Origin of the sequence: Streptomyces sp. NPDC056373, assembly GCF_042262425.1 — a bacterium.
Lineage (GTDB): Bacteria > Actinomycetota > Actinomycetes > Streptomycetales > Streptomycetaceae > Streptomyces.
The window spans coordinates 257,533-275,531 of sequence record NZ_JBHJPX010000002.1 but is presented as its reverse complement, the minus strand read 5'-3'; the positions used below and the strand labels follow the sequence as shown (position 1 = coordinate 275,531).

General features: G+C 71.7%; 17 protein-coding genes. 15 read left to right on the top strand and 2 right to left on the bottom strand.

What is annotated here, in order from left to right; all coding sequences use genetic code 11:
* Positions 1-42: 42 nt before the first annotated feature.
* The 6 genes from ACFCXS_RS05200 to ACFCXS_RS05175 all read left to right on the top strand — a co-directional run bounded on the left by ACFCXS_RS05200 (position 43) and on the right by ACFCXS_RS05175 (position 8,029).
* Positions 43-846: a class I SAM-dependent methyltransferase gene (locus ACFCXS_RS05200; protein WP_376641711.1), complete on the top strand. Its 804-nt coding sequence runs from the start codon at positions 43-45 to the stop codon at positions 844-846.
* A complete protein-coding gene (locus ACFCXS_RS05195; RefSeq protein WP_376641710.1) occupies positions 843-1,382 on the top strand; it encodes a TIGR00730 family Rossman fold protein in 540 nt (179 codons plus the stop codon). Before ACFCXS_RS05200 ends, ACFCXS_RS05195 begins: the two co-directional genes overlap by 4 nt.
* Positions 1,383-1,546: 164 nt before the next feature.
* The gene (locus ACFCXS_RS05190) at positions 1,547-2,236 is read left to right on the top strand and encodes an SDR family oxidoreductase (protein WP_376641709.1); all 690 of its coding nucleotides are present in this window, start codon (positions 1,547-1,549) and stop codon (positions 2,234-2,236) included.
* 31 nt (positions 2,237-2,267) lie between these two features.
* Positions 2,268-3,275 carry a methionine synthase gene (locus ACFCXS_RS05185; protein ID WP_376641708.1) on the top strand — a complete coding sequence of 336 codons (1,008 nt, stop codon included), beginning with the start codon at positions 2,268-2,270 and terminating at the stop codon, positions 3,273-3,275.
* 15 nt (positions 3,276-3,290) lie between these two features.
* Positions 3,291-5,486, top strand: coding sequence for an NAD-dependent DNA ligase LigA (gene ligA / locus ACFCXS_RS05180; protein ID WP_376641707.1), 2,196 nt, complete (start codon positions 3,291-3,293; stop codon positions 5,484-5,486).
* A 260-nt stretch (positions 5,487-5,746) separates the two neighbouring features.
* Entirely contained in the window at positions 5,747-8,029 is a 2,283-nt protein-coding gene (locus tag ACFCXS_RS05175; protein WP_376641706.1) for a putative bifunctional diguanylate cyclase/phosphodiesterase, read from the top strand.
* Positions 8,030-8,118: 89 nt separating this feature from the next.
* Here the strand turns inward: ACFCXS_RS05175 and ACFCXS_RS05170 are convergent, their stop codons facing one another.
* Positions 8,119-8,706: a TetR/AcrR family transcriptional regulator gene (locus tag ACFCXS_RS05170; protein ID WP_376641705.1), complete on the bottom strand. Its 588-nt coding sequence runs from the start codon at positions 8,704-8,706 to the stop codon at positions 8,119-8,121.
* A gap of 118 nt (positions 8,707-8,824) precedes the next feature.
* Here ACFCXS_RS05170 and ACFCXS_RS05165 point away from each other — a divergent pair, with 118 nt between their 5' ends.
* The 5 genes from ACFCXS_RS05165 (at position 8,825) to gatB (ending at position 12,863) form a co-directional block, all read left to right on the top strand.
* The gene (locus ACFCXS_RS05165) at positions 8,825-9,196 is read left to right on the top strand and encodes a DUF4267 domain-containing protein (RefSeq protein ID WP_376641704.1); all 372 of its coding nucleotides are present in this window, start codon (positions 8,825-8,827) and stop codon (positions 9,194-9,196) included.
* A 104-nt stretch (positions 9,197-9,300) separates the two neighbouring features.
* Complete coding sequence (gene gatC / locus ACFCXS_RS05160) at positions 9,301-9,597, top strand: Asp-tRNA(Asn)/Glu-tRNA(Gln) amidotransferase subunit GatC (RefSeq protein ID WP_031485327.1); 297 nt, start codon at positions 9,301-9,303, stop codon at positions 9,595-9,597.
* Positions 9,598-9,602: 5 nt separating this feature from the next.
* Complete coding sequence (gatA, locus tag ACFCXS_RS05155; RefSeq protein ID WP_376641703.1) at positions 9,603-11,096, top strand: Asp-tRNA(Asn)/Glu-tRNA(Gln) amidotransferase subunit GatA; 1,494 nt, start codon at positions 9,603-9,605, stop codon at positions 11,094-11,096.
* Positions 11,093-11,332, top strand: coding sequence for a hypothetical protein (locus ACFCXS_RS05150; protein ID WP_376641702.1), 240 nt, complete (start codon positions 11,093-11,095; stop codon positions 11,330-11,332). The genes gatA and ACFCXS_RS05150 overlap by 4 nt, the downstream gene beginning before the upstream one ends.
* Positions 11,333-11,348: 16 nt before the next feature.
* Positions 11,349-12,863 carry an Asp-tRNA(Asn)/Glu-tRNA(Gln) amidotransferase subunit GatB gene (gene gatB / locus ACFCXS_RS05145; protein WP_376641701.1) on the top strand — a complete coding sequence of 505 codons (1,515 nt, stop codon included), beginning with the start codon at positions 11,349-11,351 and terminating at the stop codon, positions 12,861-12,863.
* Positions 12,864-12,924: 61 nt separating this feature from the next.
* Here gatB and ACFCXS_RS05140 read toward each other — a convergent pair whose 3' ends face one another.
* Positions 12,925-13,734, bottom strand: coding sequence for an SAM-dependent methyltransferase (locus tag ACFCXS_RS05140; RefSeq protein WP_376641700.1), 810 nt, complete (start codon positions 13,732-13,734; stop codon positions 12,925-12,927).
* A gap of 381 nt (positions 13,735-14,115) precedes the next feature.
* Here ACFCXS_RS05140 and ACFCXS_RS05135 point away from each other — a divergent pair, with 381 nt between their 5' ends.
* From ACFCXS_RS05135 to ACFCXS_RS05120, 4 genes are all read left to right on the top strand, one after another.
* Positions 14,116-14,394 (top strand): hypothetical protein, encoded by a 279-nt coding sequence (locus ACFCXS_RS05135; protein ID WP_376641990.1) that lies wholly within the window; start codon positions 14,116-14,118, stop codon positions 14,392-14,394.
* Positions 14,395-14,552: 158 nt separating this feature from the next.
* Positions 14,553-16,835 (top strand): MMPL family transporter, encoded by a 2,283-nt coding sequence (locus ACFCXS_RS05130; RefSeq protein ID WP_376641699.1) that lies wholly within the window; start codon positions 14,553-14,555, stop codon positions 16,833-16,835.
* On the top strand, positions 16,813-17,385 hold the full coding sequence (locus ACFCXS_RS05125) for a GNAT family N-acetyltransferase (protein ID WP_376641698.1): 573 nt from the start codon (positions 16,813-16,815) through the stop codon (positions 17,383-17,385). The genes ACFCXS_RS05130 and ACFCXS_RS05125 overlap by 23 nt, the downstream gene beginning before the upstream one ends.
* A gap of 35 nt (positions 17,386-17,420) precedes the next feature.
* Entirely contained in the window at positions 17,421-17,996 is a 576-nt protein-coding gene (locus ACFCXS_RS05120) for a hypothetical protein (protein WP_376641697.1), read from the top strand.
* Positions 17,997-17,999 lie beyond the last annotated feature (3 nt).

Genomic DNA, 17,999 nt, shown 5'->3' with positions numbered 1-17,999 from the left:
CGCAGGCTGAAGCGGAGTTCTTCCCTCGCCGCAGGAGGCCCCATGCGTGCCACGGAACCGGCCGGAAACCGCTCCCGCCTGCTCCACCAGGTCCGGTACGCCGTGCGCCACCCCGAGCGGGTGCCCGCGCACGCCCGGCGCGCGGTGCGGGACGCCTGGCTGCGGCTGCGCCACCCCGATCACATCGCGTACTACCGGGCCGTCATGGCCTCGGACGCGGCCCGCAGCACCGAGGCGGCCGTCGGGCACAACCCCTCGCGCGAGCAGTGGGCGCGGATCGGGCGTATGCAGTTCGACTACCTGGTGGGCCACGGCCTGCGGCCGCACCACCGGATGCTGGAGATCGGCTGCGGCAACCTGCGCGCCGGGCGGCTGTTCATCGGCCACCTCGACACCGGGCACTACTACGGCATCGACATCTCGCCGCACATCCTGCTCGCCGCCCAGGACACCCTGGTGGCCGAGAAGCTCCAGCCCAAGCTGCCGTACCTGGCGCTCGCCGGCGACCTCACCTTCGCCTTCCTGCCGGACGCCCACTTCGACGTCGTGCACGCGCACAGCGTCTTCTCGCACTCGCCGCTGCACGTCATCGAGGAGTGCTTCGCCCACGTCGGCCGGATCCTCGCGCCCGGCGGGTTCTTCGACTTCACCTTCGACCGCACCGACGGTGAGGAGCACCAGGTCCTGCACGAGGACTTCTACTACCGCACCCGCACGCTCACCGACCTCGCCGCGAAGCACGGCCTGGACGCCCGCCTCATGGACGACTGGGAGCGGCTGCCCCACCGGCAGTCCAAAATGCGGGTCACCGCCACGGGGGACCGGGCCCGTACGGTGGGTTCATGAACATCTGTGTCTTCCTGTCCGCCGCCGACCTCGACGAGCGCTACACCCGCCCGGCGCGGGAGTTCGCCACGCTGCTGGGCAAGGGCGGCCACACGCTCGTCTGGGGCGGCTCCGACGTCGGCCTCATGAAGGTGGTCGCCGACGGGGTGCAGGAGGCGGGCGGCCGGCTGGCCGGCGTCTCCGTGCAGTTCCTCGCGGCCAAGGCCCGCCCGGGCGTCGACGAGATGGTCGTCGCCAAGGACCTCGCCGAGCGCAAGAAGCTGCTCCTGGAGCGGGCCGACGCCGTGGTGATCATGGTCGGCGGCACGGGCACGCTCGACGAGGCGACCGAGATCCTGGAACTGAAGAAGCACGGGCACACCGACAAGCCGGTGGTCCTGCTCAACACCGCGGGCTTCTACGACGGCCTGAAGGAGCAGTTCCGCCGCATGGACACCGAGGGCTTCCTGCCCCGCCCGCTCACCGACCTGGTGTTCTTCGCCGAGGAGCCGGTGGGCGCGATGGCGTACCTGGAGGAGAGCCGGGGCATCGCGTAGCCGGAGGCGCTGCGGGCACGGCGGGGGCGCCGGGGCAACGAAGCATCCGGCCCTGATGCGAGCATGGCGGGGGCGCCGGGGCAACCAAGCATCCGGCCCTGATGCGAGCACGGCGGGGGCGCCGGGGCAACGAAGCATCCGGCCCTGATGCGAGCATGGCGGGCATGGCTACTCATGTGATCACCGGAGCCGGCTCCGGCATCGGCGCGGCCGTGGCCCGCCGCCTGCACGCGCGCGGGGACGAACTCGTGCTGCACGCGCGCGACGCGGGCCGCGGCAAGGAGCTGGCGGCCGAGTTTCCCGGCGCCAGGACCCTGGTCGGAGACCTCGACGACCCGGACCGGCTCTCCTGGGCCTTCTCCCACCAGTCGCTGCCCGACCGCGTGGACTCGCTGCTGCACATCGCCGGCGTCGTCGACCTCGGCCCGGTCGGCGAACTCACCCCGAAGACCTGGCGCCACCAGCTCAACGTCAACCTGATCGCCCCCGCCGAGCTGACCCGCCACTTCCTGCCCCAACTGCGCGCCGCCCGTGGCCATGTGCTCTTCGTCAACTCCGGCGCCGGCCTCAACGCCCACGCCGACTGGTCCGCGTACGCCGCCTCCAAGCACGGCCTGAAGGCCCTCGCCGACTCCCTGCGCCACGAGGAGCACGGCAACGGGGTCCGCGTCACCTCGGTCTACCCCGGCCGCACCGCCAGCCCCATGCAGGCCAAGGTCCACCAGCAGGAGGGCAAGGAGTACGACGCCTCGAGGTGGATCGACCCGGAGTCGGTCGCCACGACGATCGTCATGGCCCTGGACCTGCCGCGCGACGCGGAGGTCAACGACCTGACGGTGCGCCCGGGAGGCTGACCCCGGCTCAGACGCTGCGTAGGCTTCTCCGGTGAGTGAAAACAGCCAGTTCAGGTTCGGCGCCGCCACCGGCGTGGGCTCCATGCCGGGCGGCGACGCCCGTGAGGCCGCCAAGACCGTCACCGGCACCTTCGAGGACTTCCCCTTCCTGCCCGAACTGCCCGCCCGGGGGCCCGGCGCGGACATGATCGGACGGACCGCCGGCCTGCTCGTCGAGCTGTACGCGCGCGTGGAGCCCAGCGGATGGCGCCTCGGGGACCGGCCGGGCCGGGACACCAAGCGGGCGCGCTCCTGGCTCGGCGAGGACCTCGACGCGCTGGAGGAGTTCACGCAGGAGTACCAGGGGCCGCTGAAGGTCCAGGCCGTCGGCCCCTGGACCCTCGCGGCCAACCTGGAGCTGCGCGGCGGAGAGGCCGCCCTCTCCGACCCCGGCGCCTGCCGCGACCTCGCCGCCTCCCTCGCCGAAGGGCTGCGACTGCATCTCGAAGAGGTGCGGCGGCGGATCCCCGGCGCGCAGCTCGTCCTCCAGCTCGACGAACCGTCCCTCACCGCCGTCCTGCGCGGCCAGGTGAAGACAGCCAGCGGCTACCGCACCCACCGGGCCGTCGACCGGCAGCTCGTCGAGCAGACGCTGCGCGACCTCGTCGGGACGCACCGGGCGGGGCCGGTCGTGGTCCATTCCTGCGCCCCGGACGTGCCGTTCGCCCTGCTGCGCCGGGCCGGAGCCGCCGCCGTCTCCTTCGACTTCTCGCTGCTCACCGAGCGTGACGACGACGCGATCGGGGAGGCCGTGGAGGCCGGGACCCGGCTCCTCACCGGTGTCGTGCCGGGCACCGAGAGCCCATTGTCAGACCCTGCCGGTAGCGTCATGGGTGTCAGGACGCTGTGGCGCAGGCTGGGGCTGTCTCCGGGGCTTCTCGCGGAGGCGGTCACGGTCACCCCGGCGTGCGGACTCGCGGGGGCCTCCCCGGAGTACGCGCGCAGGGCTCTCGCGCACTGCGCCCGGGCGGCGAGATCCCTCGCGGACAACCCAGAGTAACGGGAGGACGACACGGTGGCCGGCGACAAGCAAGCGGAGACGACGACGGTGCCCGCCGAGGCACGGGAGAAGCACGCGCGCCTCGCGGAGCAGATCGAGGAGCACCGCTTCCGCTACTACGTGAAGGACGCTCCCGTCGTCAGCGACGCGGAGTTCGACCAGCTGCTGCGTTCCCTGGAGGCGCTGGAGGAGGAGCACCCGGAGCTGCGCACCCCGGACTCGCCGACCCAGAAGGTCTCCGGCTCCTACGAGACGGAGTTCACGGCGGTCGAGCACCGCCAGCGCATGCTGTCCCTCGACAACACGTTCAACGACGAGGAGATGGCCGCCTGGACGGAGCGCATCGCCAGGGAACTGGGCGAGCAGGACTACCACTTCCTGTGCGAGCTGAAGGTCGACGGCCTCGCCGTGAACCTCACCTACGAGCACGGCCGCCTCACCCGCGCGGCAACCCGCGGTGACGGCCGCACCGGCGAGGACATCACCCCGAACGTGCGGACGATCGCGGAGATCCCCGACCGCCTCAAGGGCGACGACGTCCCCGACCTGGTGGAGATCCGCGGCGAGGTCTACTTCCCGATGGAGAAGTTCCAGGAGCTCAACGCCCGGCTGGTCGAGGCCGGCGACAAGCCCTTCGCCAACCCGCGCAACGCCGCGGCCGGTTCACTGCGCCAGAAGGACCCGCGCGTCACCGCCACCCGGCCCCTGCACATGGTGGTGCACGGCATCGGCGCCCTGGAGGGCTTCACGGGCCTGACCCGCCTCTCCCAGGCCTACGACCTGCTGAAGGCCTGGGGCCTGCCCACGTCCGGCCACAACCGGGTGGTCGACGGGCTGGACGGCATCCGGGAGTTCATCGCGTACTTCGGCGAGAACCGCCACTCCGTGGAGTGGGAGATCGACGGCGTCGTCGTCAAGCTCGACCAGATCCCCCTCCAGGGCCGCCTCGGCTCCACCTCGCGCGCCCCGCGCTGGGCCATCGCCTACAAGTACGCGCCGGAGGAGGTCAACACCAAGCTCGTCAACATCCGTGTGGGTGTGGGCCGCACCGGCCGTGTCACCCCCTACGCCCAGGTCGAGCCGGTCACGGTCGCCGGCTCCGAGGTCGAGTTCGCCACGCTCCACAACCAGGACGTGGTCAAGGCCAAGGGCGTCCTCATCGGCGACACGGTCGTGCTGCGCAAGGCCGGTGACGTCATCCCGGAGATCCTCGGCCCCGTCGCCGACCTGCGCGACGGCAGCGAACAGGAGTTCGTGATGCCGGGCGAGTGCCCCGAGTGCGGCACGGCGCTGCGGCCCATGAAGGAGGGCGACGTCGACCTGCGCTGCCCCAACGCCCGCACCTGCCCGGCCCAGTTGCGCGAGCGCCTGTTCTACCTCGCCGGCCGCAAGGCCCTGGACATCGAGCACTTCGGCTACGTCGCCGCGGCCGCTCTCACCGCCCCGCTGGAGCCCGAGACCCCGCCTCTGGTCGACGAGGGCGACCTCTTCGACCTCACCATCGAGCAGCTGCTGCCCATCAAAGCGTACGTCCTCGACCCGGACAGCGGGCTGCCCAAGCGCGACCCGAAGACCGGCGAGGAGAAGGTCGCCACGATCTTCGCCAACCAGCAGGGCGAGCCCCGCAAGAACGCGGTCGCCATGCTGGAGAACATCGCGGCGGCCAAGGAACGCCCGCTCGCCCGGGTCATCACCAGCCTGTCGATCCGTCACGTCGGCCCCGTGGCGGCCGAGGCCCTGGCCCGCGAGTTCCGCTCGATCGAGCGCATCGACCAGGCCACGGAGGAGGAGCTGGCGGTCACCGAGGGCGTCGGCCCGACCATCGCCGCCTCCCTCAAGCAGTGGTTCGCCGAGGACTGGCACCGCGACATCATCCGCAAGTGGAGGGCCGCCGGCGTCCGTATGGAGGCCGAGAGCACCGGCGAGGACGAAGGGCCGCGCCCCCTCGAAGGCCTCACGGTCGTCGTCACCGGCACGCTCGAACACTTCACCCGGGACGGCGCCAAGGAGGCGCTGCAGAGCCGCGGAGCGAAGGTGACCGGCTCGGTTTCGAAGAAGACGTCGTTCGTCGTGGTGGGCGACAGTCCTGGTTCGAAGTACGACAAGGCGATGCAGCTGAAGGTTCCGGTCCTGAACGAGGACGGATTCGGCGTCCTGCTCGAGCAGGGACCGGACGCGGCGGCCGAAGTCGCCCTTTCGGCCGAGGAGTAGCGGTTGAAGGCCACCCGTTCGGCGCATACCAGATGCATACGGGTGGCCGGGGCGCATTCGGGCAACCGTCGGCGACCGCTGCCCGTGGAAGCCTTCCGCGGCCTACTGTTGAGATGTGCGCCTGCCGTGCCCAGCTGCGGTCGGGGCATCTTCGTGCTCGCGCAGAGCGCGGGGAAGGGTTTTCCGACGCGGGCCGCCGAAGGGTTGTCGGGCACCGGGCCGCGGGGCGTGGGGCACCGCCGGCTGTGAGAGGGACGGGAATGGAACCGACCGAGAGCGCCGCGCCGGACTCACGGCTGCACCTGCGCCGCCTGGCGGTCGCATGGCGTGCGGTCCGTGAGGCCGTGTGGTCGGCGGGGCGTCCGGGTGCCCAGCTGCGCGCCGTCGGACAGTACACCCCGGACGGGCGCGGCGGCTCAGGGCGCGCCGCGGACGGCCCGGGGGCACAGCCGGCCGTCGAACACACCCCCGGGCCGGCCGGCGCGGATCCGGAGGAGGACGGCGAACGGCACCAGTCCTGGCCCGCGCTGCCCGCGGCTGTCGTCGCGGCCGCCGGGTTCGTCCTGGGCGCCGGTTTCTACCGGGCCTTCACCGGTGGCCACGCACTCTTCCCGGCCGGCACGGCCGGCTGGTCGCTGGCCGTACTCACCGGCGTCATCGTCGGTCATCTCGTGATGCTGGGCCGCTCCCGCTGGTGGGGCGGCACCGGCTCGGGCGCCGCCCTCACCCTGGCCGTGCTGCTGCTCTACGGCTGGGTTCCGGCCGGCATGGTCAGCCTCACGGTCGTCGTGCTGGTCGGCGCGGCCCGCCGCAATCGCTGGCGCCAGGGCGTGCTGCACGGCGCGGTCGACCTCCTCGGCATCGGCGCCGGCGCGCTCGTGCTGGGCGTCTTCGGGACGGTGCCGTCCGTCGAGTCCCCGGCCGAGCCCGCCGCCTGGACACTCGCCACCGCGCCTCAGGTCGTCCTGGTCGCCGTCGCCTACCTGATGGTCACCCGCGTCCTGCTCTGGTACCTGCACGCCCCGCGCCCCGGCCTGCCCACCGTCGCCCGCACCGCCCTGGTGAGACAGGGCCTGGTCGCCGTCGCGCTGCTGGGGATCGCGCCGCTGGTCTGCGTGGTCGCCGTGGCCAAGCCCATCCTGCTGCCGCTGTTCTCCATCCCCCTGATCGCCCTGGACTCCACCCTGTGGATCGCCCGGGCCCGGGCGGAGGAGCAGCTGCGTGACCCGCTGACCGGCCTGCCCAACCGGCAGTGGCTGCTGGAGCGCATCTGGACCGCGCTGGACGACGCGGAGCGGATCGACGCCCGAGCCGCCCTGATGCTGATCGACCTCGACCGGTTCCGGTCGGTCAACGACACGCTCGGTCATCTCGCCGGTGACCGGCTGCTGTTGCAGATCGCCGACCGGCTGCGGGTGGCGCTGCCGCGCGGCGCGGAGGCCGCCCGGCTCGGTGGGGACGAGTTCGCCGTCTTACTCCCGGTCGCCGACTCCACGACCTCCGCGACCCGGGTCGCCCGCAACCTCGTGGCCGCCCTCAGCTCTCCCCTCGACCTCGACGGCCTCACCCTCGTCCTGGAGGCCAGCGCCGGGGTCGCCGTCTTCCCCGACCACGCCCTGGACGCCGAGGGGCTGCTGCGGCGGGCGGACGTGGCGATGTACCAGGCGAAGCGGGACCGCACCGGTGTCGAGGTCTACGAGTCCAAGCGCGACTCCAACACCCCCGACCGCCTCGGCCTGCTCGGCGATCTGCGCCGCGCCCTGGACGCGCACGAGGTGCATCTGCACTACCAGCCCAAGGTCCGCTTCGACGGGCAGGTGGCGGGCCTGGAGGCGCTGGTCCGCTGGGTGCACCCCGAGCGGGGCAAGGTGCCGCCGGACGAGTTCATAGCGATCGCCGAGTCCTCGGGCCTGATGCCCCACCTCACCGAGTACGTGCTGGAGACCGCGCTCGGCCAGGTCGCGCGCTGGCGGGAGCAGGGCCTGTTCGTCCCGGTCGCGGTGAACGTCTCCCCGCGTGATGTGCACACACCCGGCTTCGCCGGTTCCGTCGCCGCCCGGCTGGCCCGGCACGGCGTCCCGGCGGGAGCGCTCCAACTGGAGATCACCGAACACGTGCTGCTGGAGGATCCGCAGCGCGCCGCCGACACCCTCAACCAACTGACCGCGCACGGTGTGAAGATGTCGCTCGACGACTTCGGCACGGGCTACTCCTCGCTCGTCCACCTGCGCAGGCTGCCGGTCAGCGAGCTGAAGATCGACCGCTCGTTCGTGGCCCGGCTCGCGGTCGACACCGAGGACGCGGAGATCGTGCGCTGCACGGTCGACCTCGCACACTCCCTCGGTCTGCTCGTCGTCGCCGAGGGCGTCGAGGACGACGAGACCTGGGAGCGTCTGCGCGACCTCGGCTGCGACGCGGTCCAGGGCTGGCTGGTCGCCGCGGCGATGCCCCCGGAGGAGACCACGGCGTGGCTGCGGGCGCGGGGGCCCCGGGGCTGGCAGCGCCCGCGCGCCGCACTGCCCGCGGCGACGGCCGACGAGTAGACCGCACCCACCTGTCCCGCCCGCCCGGCTGCTCCACTTCCGTCGAACCCCGGGCTTCGAACCCCGGGCTTCGGGCCCGGGGCGGGCGCTCAGCTCGAGCCGGGCGGCACGAAGTGGCCGATCAGCAGTGCGAGCCGCTGCTCGTGAGCCTCCTCGGGCAGCCGGCCGCTGCGCATCAGGGTCACCAGCCCGTGCAGCCCGGCCCAGTACGTCTCCGTCAGCAAGCCCGTGTCCTCGCCGTCGGCCGCGATCGGCAGGACGGCCTGGAGCAGTTCACCGAAGGCGTCCTGGAGGGCGGGCGGCGCCTCGGGGGTGGCGAAGGGCAGGTCCACGGCGAGCGTGAAGATCACGTCGTAGAGCGCGGGCCGCCGCCGGGCGAAGGCGGTGTACGCGCCGCCCACCGCCGCGAGCGCCTCACGGGGGCCGCCGGCCGCCGCGCGCGCCGCTCGCAGCTCGTCGGCCAGGTCCGCGCAGCCCTGCACCGCCACCGCCGCCATGATCGCGCCCTTGCCCTTGAAGTGGCTGTAGAGGACCGGCTGGCTGTACTCGATCTCCTCGGCGAGCCGGCGCGTGGTCACCGCGTCCCAGCCCTCCGCCTCCGCCAGTTCCCGCGCGGCCGTCACGATCAGCCGCTCGCGTTCCGCTCGTTCGCGCTCCCGGCGCGTCTGGATCGTCATGAGAGAAATCCTAGCACCGCTAGTGTTCCTGCTGATGCTCTGCTAGCTTCGCTCTTGTACCTAGCGCTGCTAGCAAACGCCGGTTGCCGGCGTCACCGTGCTGGATCCAAGGAGAGACATGACCATCACCGCGTACACCCTCGCCGTCGTGCTCAACCTGTTCTGCCTGTTCCTCGGCTACCGGTTCCTGTTCCAGCCCGCCGCCGCAGCCGCCGGATACGGCGTCCCGGCCGACCCCGGTGGCGACGCCGGGGCCTACCTGTCCGTCAAGGGCCTGCGGGACGGCACACTCGGGTTGACAGGTCTCGCACTGCTCGCCTTCGCGGGGGCTTCGGCCGAGGCCTGGTTCATGCTCGCCGTGGCCCTCGTGCCGCTCGGCGACACGCTGATCGTGCTGCGCAACGGCGGGACGAAGGCGGTGGCCTTCGGGATCCACTTCGCCACCGCGGTCGTCGTCCTGATCAGCGCCGGACTGCTCTTCGCGGTCTGAGGGCGCGCCGAGAGCCTGCGGGGCGGCAAACCGTTTCACGGGCACGGCCCCACGCCCCATAGGATTGGGCCACACCACATTCACTCACCCCAGAGGATCGCTGCATGCCTGGCATCACGCGCGAGGAGGTCGCCCACCTCGCCCGGCTGGCGCGTCTGGAGCTGAAGCCCGAAGAGCTCGAGCACTTCGCGGGACAGCTGGACGACATCATCGGCGCGGTCGCCCGCGTCAGTGAGGTCGCCGACCAAGACGTACCGCCGACCTCGCACCCGCTCCCGCTGACGAACGTCATGCGCGTGGACGAGGTCCGTCCGTCGCTCACCCCCGAGCAGGCGCTCTCCGGCGCCCCGGCCCAGGAGCAGCAGCGTTTCAAGGTGCCGCAGATCCTGGGGGAGGACTAACAGCCATGACGGACATCATCAAGCTCACGGCCGCCGAGACCGCCGCGAAGATCGCCTCCGGCGAGCTCACCGCGGTGCAGGTCACCGAGGCCCACCTCGCCCGCATCGAGGCCGTCGACGAGAAGGTGCACGCCTTCCTGCACGTCGACCGCGAGGGCGCCCTCGCCCAGGCCCGCGCCGTGGACGAGAAGCGCGCCAAGGGCGAGAAGCTCGGCCCGCTGGCCGGCGTGCCCCTCGCGCTGAAGGACATCTTCACCACCGAGGGCATCCCGACCACCGTCGGTTCGAAGATCCTCGAGGGCTGGATCCCGCCGTACGACGCGACCGTCACCCAGCGCCTGAAGGCCGCCGACGTCGTCATCCTCGGCAAGACCAACATGGACGAGTTCGCCATGGGGTCCTCCACCGAGAACAGCGCCTACGGCCCGACCGGCAACCCCTGGGACCTCACCAAGATCCCCGGTGGCTCCGGTGGCGGTTCGTCCGCCGCGCTCGCCTCCTTCCAGGCCCCGCTCGCCATCGGCACCGACACCGGCGGCTCCATCCGCCAGCCGGCCGCCGTCACCGGCACGGTCGGTGTGAAGCCGACGTACGGCGCGGTCTCCCGCTACGGCATGGTCGCCTTCTCCTCCTCCCTCGACCAGGGCGGACCCTGCGCCCGCACGGTCCTGGACGCGGCGCTGCTGCACGAGGCCATCGCCGGGCACGACCCGCTCGACTCGACCTCCATCGACGAGCCCGTCCCGGCGGTCGTCGAGGCCGCCCGCAACGGCAGCGTCGAGGGCATGCGCGTCGGCGTCGTCAAGCAGTTCCGCGGGGAGGGCTACCAGGCCGGTGTCATCCAGCGGTTCGACGAGTCGGTCGCGCTGCTCAAGGAGCTGGGCGCCGAGATCGTCGAGCTGGACTGCCCGTCCTTCGACCTGGCGCTGTCGGCGTACTACCTGATCGCGCCCTCGGAGTGCTCCTCCAACCTCGCCCGCTTCGACGGCCTGCGCTACGGCCTGCGGACCGGCGACGACGGCACGAACTCCGCCGAGGCCGTCACCTCGCTCACCCGCGAGGCCGGTTTCGGCCCCGAGGTCAAGCGCCGCATCATGCTCGGCACGTACGCGCTGAGTTCCGGCTACTACGACGCCTACTACGGCAGCGCCCAGAAGGTCCGCACGCTCATCAAGCGGGACTTCGACAAGGCGTTCGAGCAGGTCGACGTGATCGTCTCCCCGACGACCCCGACCACCGCCTTCGCGATCGGCGAGCGCGCCGACGACCCGATGGCGATGTACCTCGCCGACCTGTGCACCATCCCGACCAACCTGGCGGGCAACGCGGCCATGTCGCTGCCGTGCGGTCTCGCCCCGGAGGACAACCTCCCGGTCGGCCTGCAGATCATCGCCCCCGTCATGAAGGACGACCGCCTGTACAAGGTGGGTGCCGCCGTCGAGGCCGCCTTCGTGGAAAAGTGGGGCCACCCGCTGATCGAGGAGGCTCCGTCGCTGTGAGCGCACTGTCCAAGGCCAAGGGCTTCAAGAAGTCCAAGTCCGGTCTGTACGTGTCGATGGCCACGTCGGCGTTCGGCGCCGTCGGTGTCTACAAGCAGATCAGGAAGGCCCGCGGAGACAACGACACGCTGCGGCTGCTCGACGCCGTCGTGACCGGCGCCGCCGTCGTCACCAACCTGGCCATTCTCTACCGCGAGCTGAAGCGGCTGGGCGACGACGACGTCCTGCTGGGCTGAGAGGGAAGTACTCACCGTGACCACCACGACCGACCTGGTGTCGTACGAGGACGCACTCGCGTCGTACGACCCCGTCATGGGCCTCGAAGTCCATGTCGAACTCGGCACCAAGACCAAGATGTTCTGCGGCTGCTCGACCGCCCTCGGCCAGGACGCCAACACGCAGACCTGCCCGGTCTGCCTCGGCCTGCCCGGTGCGCTCCCGGTCGTCAACGCGACCGGTGTCGAGTCCGCGATCAAGATCGGCCTCGCGCTCAACTGCGAGATCGCCGAGTGGTGCCGCTTCGCCCGGAAGAACTACTTCTATCCGGACATGCCGAAGAACTTCCAGACCTCCCAGTACGACGAGCCGATCGCCTTCAACGGCTACCTCGACGTGCAGCTGGAGGACGGCGAGACCTTCCGTGTGCAGATCGAGCGCGCCCACATGGAGGAGGACACCGGCAAGTCGACGCACGTCGGCGGTGCCACCGGCCGCATCCACGGCGCCTCGCACTCGCTGCTGGACTACAACCGCGCCGGCATCCCCCTCATCGAGATCGTCACCAAGCCGATCGAGGGCGCCGGCGAGCGTGCCCCCGAGGTCGCGCGGGCCTACGTCCGTGAGCTGCGCGAGCTCATCAAGGCGCTCGGTGTCTCCGAGGCCCGCATGGAGATGGGCCAGATGCGCTGCGACGTGAACCTGTCGCTGCGCCCGAACGGCACCGAGAAGTTCGGCACCCGCTCGGAGACGAAGAACGTCAACTCGCTGCGGTCCGTCGAGCGTGCGGCCCGCTTCGAGATCCAGAGGCACGCGGCCGTGCTGTCCTCGGGCGGCACGATCATCCAGGAGACCCGGCACTTCCACGAGGACACGGGGTCGACGACCTCGGGCCGGGTGAAGGAGGAGGCCGAGGACTACCGGTACTTCCCGGAGCCCGACCTCGTCCCGGTCGCCCCGTCCCGTGAGTGGGTCGAGGAGATCCGGGCCGGGCTGCCCGAGCTGCCGTTGGTCCGCCGCAGCCGGCTCCGCGAGGAGTGGGGCGTGACGGCCACCGACATGCAGGCGATCCTCAACGCCGGTGCGCTGGAGCCCATCGTCGCCACCATCGAGGCCGGGGCCGACGCGACCTCCGCCCGCAAGTGGTGGATGGGCGAGCTGGCCCGCAGCGCCAACGAGTCGGGCAAGGCGCTCGACGAGCTCGCGATCACCCCGGCTCAGGTCGCCCGGGTCACCGAGCTCGTCGCGAAGGGCGACCTGAACGACAAGCTGGCCCGGCAGGTCATCGAGGGCGTCCTCGCGGGCGAGGGCACCCCGGACGAGGTCGTCGACAAGCGTGGTCTGAAGGTCGTCTCCGACGAGGGCGCCCTCACCACCGCCGTCGAGGAGGCCATCGCCGGCAACCCGGGCGTCGCGGACAAGATCCGCGGCGGCAAGGTGGCCGCGGCCGGTGCCCTGGTCGGCGCGGTCATGAAGGCGACCCGGGGCCAGGCCGACGCGGCCCGCGTGAAGGAACTGATCCTTCAGAAGCTGGGCGTCAGCGAGGGCTGAGCACCGCACGTGTGAACCCCAGGGGGGATGCATCGAGCCCGATGCATCCCCCCACGGGCATCTACGGGCGGCGGCCGACGACCCGGGTGAAGCCCAGGACGTGCTCCACGTCGGCGTGCATCAGCTCGACCGACCAGCGGGCCATGTCGGCCATGAACTCGCTCGTGCTCTCCTCGGCGCACACCTCGCTCCACAGCAGCCAGTCGCGCCAGCCGTCCTCGAGCCAGTCGGCCGTCTCGACCTCGACGGCACCGCTGCGGGCCCACAGCCGCCGCCACCAGGCGGGGGAGTGGAACGCCCAGAAGCCGGGATCCTTCTCCCAGTACGTCTTCAGGTGCGCCGGCGGCTCGTCGCCCTCGGGCTCCTCCCGCAGCGCCGGCATCACGACTCCGATCCGCCCGCCCGGCTTCAGCAGCCGGGTCAGAGTGGGCAGGTAGAGGTCGTTGGTGCCGAAGTACTGGTACGCGTCGATGCTCACGATCGCGTCGAAGGTGCCCTCGCCGAACGGCAGGTCGTGCGCCTCGGCGAACACGGGCAGGACGCGGTCGGCGACGCCCGCCTCGGCGATGCGCCCGGCGTTCTCGTCGGGCTTGATCCACAGGTCGGCGGCGACGACCTGGGCGCCGTACTCCCTGGCGAGGAAGATCGACGTCATGGCGCGGCCGCACCCCAGGTCGAGCACCCGGGAGCCGGGGCTCAGGGTGTCGAGCCCCAGGGCGGGGGCCAGCCACTCCAGCAGCCACAGCGCGTGTGGGCCCATCTGGTTGTCGATGGTCCAGCGGGCGTCGTAGCCGTTGCTGCGCGGGTAGCCGGGGTGGCTCACACGGTCAGTGAGGGGGTCGTTCGAGGTCCGGGAAGTGATGTCCGACATCGGTGGACGGGCTCCTTGAGTCCTTGAGGAAGAACGGGGATGCGTAGGAGCTCGGTCGGACCGTCAAACAATGCACCTGCTTCGGCCGGGCGGCGGGATGCCGCGGGTGTTTCCTCGGACCGGCGGACGCTAACAGCCCGCGCGGCGGCCCCGCACCCGGTTTTCCCCGCCCGGCGCGCTACCGTCTCGGCCATGAGTGGACGTCCTGATTCCGACACCGATCCGGAGGCGGCGGACTCGGCGGCGGGCCCCGGTCGGGACGAGGCCGACGACCCGGCGGAGGCCGGCGACCCGGCGGACGGCCACGACTCGACGGACGGCCACGACTCGACGGACGGCGGCGACCCGACGGACGGCGGCGACCCGACGGACGGCGAGGACGTGCCGGAGGACGAGGACGTGCCGGAGGACGAGGACGACGCGCGCCGGGCCCGCTGGACGGCGACGGGCACCGGTGCCGCACTGACCCTGGCCGGTCTCGCCGCGGCGCTGCTCCGCCTCACCCGCTCCGCTCCGGCACTCGTCCCGGCCGCCTACGCCGGCGGGGCCGCCGTATGCGCTGCCGCTGCCGTGCTGGGCTCCCGCGGCCGCACGCGGCGCGCCCTGTGGCTGCTGATCGCGGGCGTGATGGCGATGGCGCTGGGGGATCAGTTCGACTGAGCCCGGTCGCTGTGAAAAACCCCACGAAGCCGACAAATGATCTCATCGGTTTGTAAGAGTGGCAGCGCATTGCTCATGCGTTCTTTGCTGGCCGTTCAGTTCACGTACGACTGTTCCCGGTCAAAGATCCACACAAGGCAACCCCGGGAGCACGTTTCGTGGCAGCCCTCGCACGCTGGTGTGTCCAGCGCCGTCTGCTCAGCGTCCTGCTGTGGCTCCTCGCGTTCGCGGGGGTCGCCGCGGGCGCCGCCGTCGCCGGCACCACGTACTCCAACGACTACCAGGTCCCCGGTACCGAGTCCGGCCGCGCCACCGAGCTGCTGCACGAGGGCTTCCCGCGGCTCGGCGGTGACAGCGACACCGTCGTCTGGCACACCACCTCCGGCAGCGTCCGCGCCGCCGACGTCGAGCAGACGATGACCCGCACCCTGGACCGGATCGAGAACCTCCCCGGCGTGGCCTCGGTCACCAGCCCCTACGACGGGCCGGGCACGGGCCGCATCAGCGACGACGGCCGCACGGCGTACGCCTCGGTCACCTTCGACGACCAGGCCGAGGACATCGCCAAGGGCGAGGCACAGGCCGTCGTGCACACCGCGAAGAGCGCCGAGACCGACGGGCTCCAGGTGGAGCTGGGCGGCAGCGCCGTCGCGCTCACCGAGTCCTCCGGCGGGCACGTCGCCGAGATCGTCGGCGTGATCGTCGCGGCGGTGGTGCTGTTCCTCGCCTTCGGCTCGCTCGCCGCGTCCCTGCTGCCCATCGCCACCGCGCTGGTCGGCGTCGGCACCGCCTACGCCGGCATCGTGCTCCTCGGGCACGCCATGACCGTCGCCGACTTCGCCCCCATGCTGGGCATGCTCGTCGGGCTCGGCGTCGGCATCGACTACGCGCTGTTCATCGTCACCAGACACCGGCGCGGGCTGAAACGCGGGCTGTCCGTCACCGAGGCCGCCACGAACGCCGTCGCGACCACGGGGCGGGCGGTCGTCTTCGCGGGTGCCACCGTTTGCATCGCGCTGCTGGGCATGCTGATCCTCCGGCTGAGCTTCCTCAACGGCGTCGCCGTCGCGGCCAGCCTCACCGTGATCCTCACCGTCGCCGCCTCCGTGACACTGCTGCCGGCCCTGCTCTCCTTCATAGGCATGCGCGCCCTCAGCCGCCGCGAGCGCCGCCGCCTCGCGGAGCACGGCCCCGAACCCGAGGTGCCCACCGGCTTCGCGGCCCGCTGGTCGGCCTTCGTCGAACGCCACCCCAAGCTGCTCGGCGCGGTCGCCCTGGTCGTCATGGCGGTCCTCGCGCTGCCCACCTTCTCCCTGCACCTGGGCACCTCCGACCAGGGCAACGGCCCGAAGACGGCCACCACCCGCCAGGCCTACGACCTGCTCGCTGGGGGCACCTCCCGCTCGGGCGCAGCCGAGAGTGGGGGAGGCTTCGGCCCCGGTGTGAACGGCCCGCTCACCCTCGTCACGAAGGTCGACGGCGCCGACGACAAGCTCGCCCTGGACAACCTCGACGGCACCCTCCGCGCCACCGACGGCGTCGCCTCGGTGACCCCGGTGACCTTCGACTCCGGCGGCCGGACCGCGTACCTCACCGTCGTACCGGAGTCCTCCCCGCAGTCGAAGCAGACCAGCGACCTCGTCGACCGGCTGCGCGACGAGGTGCTGCCGCGCGCCGAGTCGGGCACGGCGCTCGATGTCCAGGTCGGCGGCATGACGGCCGGCTACGACGACTTCGCCGACGTCATCGTCTCCAAGCTGCCGGTCTTCGTCGGGGTCGTCATCGGCCTCGGCTGTCTGCTGCTCCTGCTCGCCTTCCGGTCGATCGGCATCCCGCTGAAGGCCGCCGCGATGAACGTCGCCGCCGTGGCCTCCGCCTTCGGGGTGGTGGTAGCGATCTTCCAGTGGGGCTGGGGCAGCGAACTGCTCGGCCTCGGCAGCGCCGGGCCCATCGAACCCTTCCTGCCCGTGATCATGGTGTCGGTGCTCTTCGGCCTCTCCATGGACTACCAGGTCTTCCTGGTCAGCCGGATGTACGAGGAGTGGCTGGAGACCGGAGACAACCGGCGGGCGGTGCGCGTCGGCCTCGCCGAGACCAGCCGGGTGATCAACTCGGCGGCCGTCATCATGATCTCCGTCTTCCTCGCCTTCGTGCTCAGCGGCGACCGGGTGATCGCCATGTTCGGCATCGCCCTGGCCGCCGCCGTCGCCCTCGACGCCTTCGTCCTGCGCACGCTCCTCGTCCCGGCCCTCATGCACCTGCTCGGCGGCGCCAACTGGTGGCTGCCCCGCTGGCTGGACAAGCGCATGCCGCGTATCAGCATCGAGCCGCCCGAGAGCCGTGCCGCCCATGAGAGGCTGGCCGCCGCGACGGACGCCGAGGTGGCGGACGTCCTGGCGGAGGAGGAGCGGCAGCGGGATGTACGCGATATCCCTGGGTGACGACGCCGAGCTGAGGCCCCTGGAGCCCTGGCACGCCGGGGAGTTCCTGGCGCACCTGGAGCGCGGGCGGGAGTTCATCGAGCAGTACATCCCGTTCGGGACGACCGAGACGGACCTGCCCTCGGCCCGCGCGAAGCTCCAGCGCTACGCCGACATGCGCGCCGCCGACACCGGCTCCCTGCACGGCCTGTGGCTGGAGGGGACCCTGGTGGGCGGGGTGCTGTTCCTGAACTTCGACGCGGCGACCGGCAACTGCGAGGTCGGCTGCTGGCTGGAGCCCGCCGCGACGGGCAGGGGCCTGGTCACCCGCGCGATGAGGGTCCTCATCGACTGGGCCGTCGAGCAGCGGGGCGTCCACCGCGTCGAATGGGTCGCCGCGTCACTCAATCAGCCCAGCCTGAACGTGGCGCGCCGACTCGGGATGACCCGCGACGGTGTGCGACGCGAGGCCCACCCCTATGGTGGCGTACGGCACGATCTCGAAGTCTGGTCCGTGCTTGCGCCCGAGTGGCGCGCCGCACGCGTGCGTGCGGCTCACAACGATCATTAAGAGACTTCTCAGACAGCGACCCTACGGTGCGAGACATGGCAACGAACGCAGTGGACGAGACCGAGGCCACCAAGGCCACGACCGATGAGAAGGCGGTGGACACCACCACGTCCGACGAGGTGCCCCGGACCGAGGTCCCGGCCGCGGCCGACGAAGCACCGGCCGAGGAGGACAGCCCCTCCGCGGCCGACGAAGCACCGGCCGAGGGGGACAGCCCCTCCGGCGTCGGCCAGGGCGCAGCCGCCGTGGTCTCCGCCGCGCTGGGCGTCGTCTCGCTCACCGGCAGCTGGATCGGCACCGTCGCCGCCGCGCGCCAGAACCTCGTCGGTCAGCTGGAGACCGCGCAGAACGCGGGTGTGGCCCAGCAGATCCAGGCGGTCTACGGCGACGCCTGGCAGACCACCGCCCTGTGGGGCGGCCTGTTCGCGCTGATCGCGCTGGTCACCGGCGCCGTGACGCTGGCCCGGCCCGCCTTCGGCACACCGGGCAGGGTCCAGGCCCCCTGGATCAAGTCCGTCGCCTGGGCGGGAGTCGCGCTCGGTGTCATCGGCCTGTTCCTGGCCGTCCTCAAGTACACCGGCATCCTGGTCGGCCTGCCGTCCGCGGGCTGAGCG

Excerpts from the sequence above, each read along its gene's own strand:
- ACFCXS_RS05170 (WP_376641705.1), bottom strand. The coding sequence starts at position 8,706 with ATGACGATCCAGACGCGCCGGGAGCGCGAACGAGCGGAACGCGAGCGG.
- ACFCXS_RS05195 (WP_376641710.1), top strand. The coding sequence starts at position 843 with ATGAACATCTGTGTCTTCCTGTCCGCCGCCGACCTCGACGAGCGCTAC.
- gatC (WP_031485327.1), top strand. The coding sequence starts at position 9,301 with ATGCCTGGCATCACGCGCGAGGAGGTCGCCCACCTCGCCCGGCTGGCG.
- ACFCXS_RS05190 (WP_376641709.1), top strand. The coding sequence starts at position 1,547 with ATGGCTACTCATGTGATCACCGGAGCCGGCTCCGGCATCGGCGCGGCC.
- gatA (WP_376641703.1), top strand. The coding sequence starts at position 9,603 with ATGACGGACATCATCAAGCTCACGGCCGCCGAGACCGCCGCGAAGATC.
- ACFCXS_RS05120 (WP_376641697.1), top strand. The coding sequence starts at position 17,421 with ATGGCAACGAACGCAGTGGACGAGACCGAGGCCACCAAGGCCACGACC.
- ACFCXS_RS05140 (WP_376641700.1), bottom strand. The coding sequence starts at position 13,734 with ATGTCGGACATCACTTCCCGGACCTCGAACGACCCCCTCACTGACCGT.
- ACFCXS_RS05125 (WP_376641698.1), top strand. The coding sequence starts at position 16,813 with ATGTACGCGATATCCCTGGGTGACGACGCCGAGCTGAGGCCCCTGGAG.
- ACFCXS_RS05200 (WP_376641711.1), top strand. The coding sequence starts at position 43 with ATGCGTGCCACGGAACCGGCCGGAAACCGCTCCCGCCTGCTCCACCAG.
- ACFCXS_RS05165 (WP_376641704.1), top strand. The coding sequence starts at position 8,825 with ATGACCATCACCGCGTACACCCTCGCCGTCGTGCTCAACCTGTTCTGC.
- ACFCXS_RS05175 (WP_376641706.1), top strand. The coding sequence starts at position 5,747 with ATGGAACCGACCGAGAGCGCCGCGCCGGACTCACGGCTGCACCTGCGC.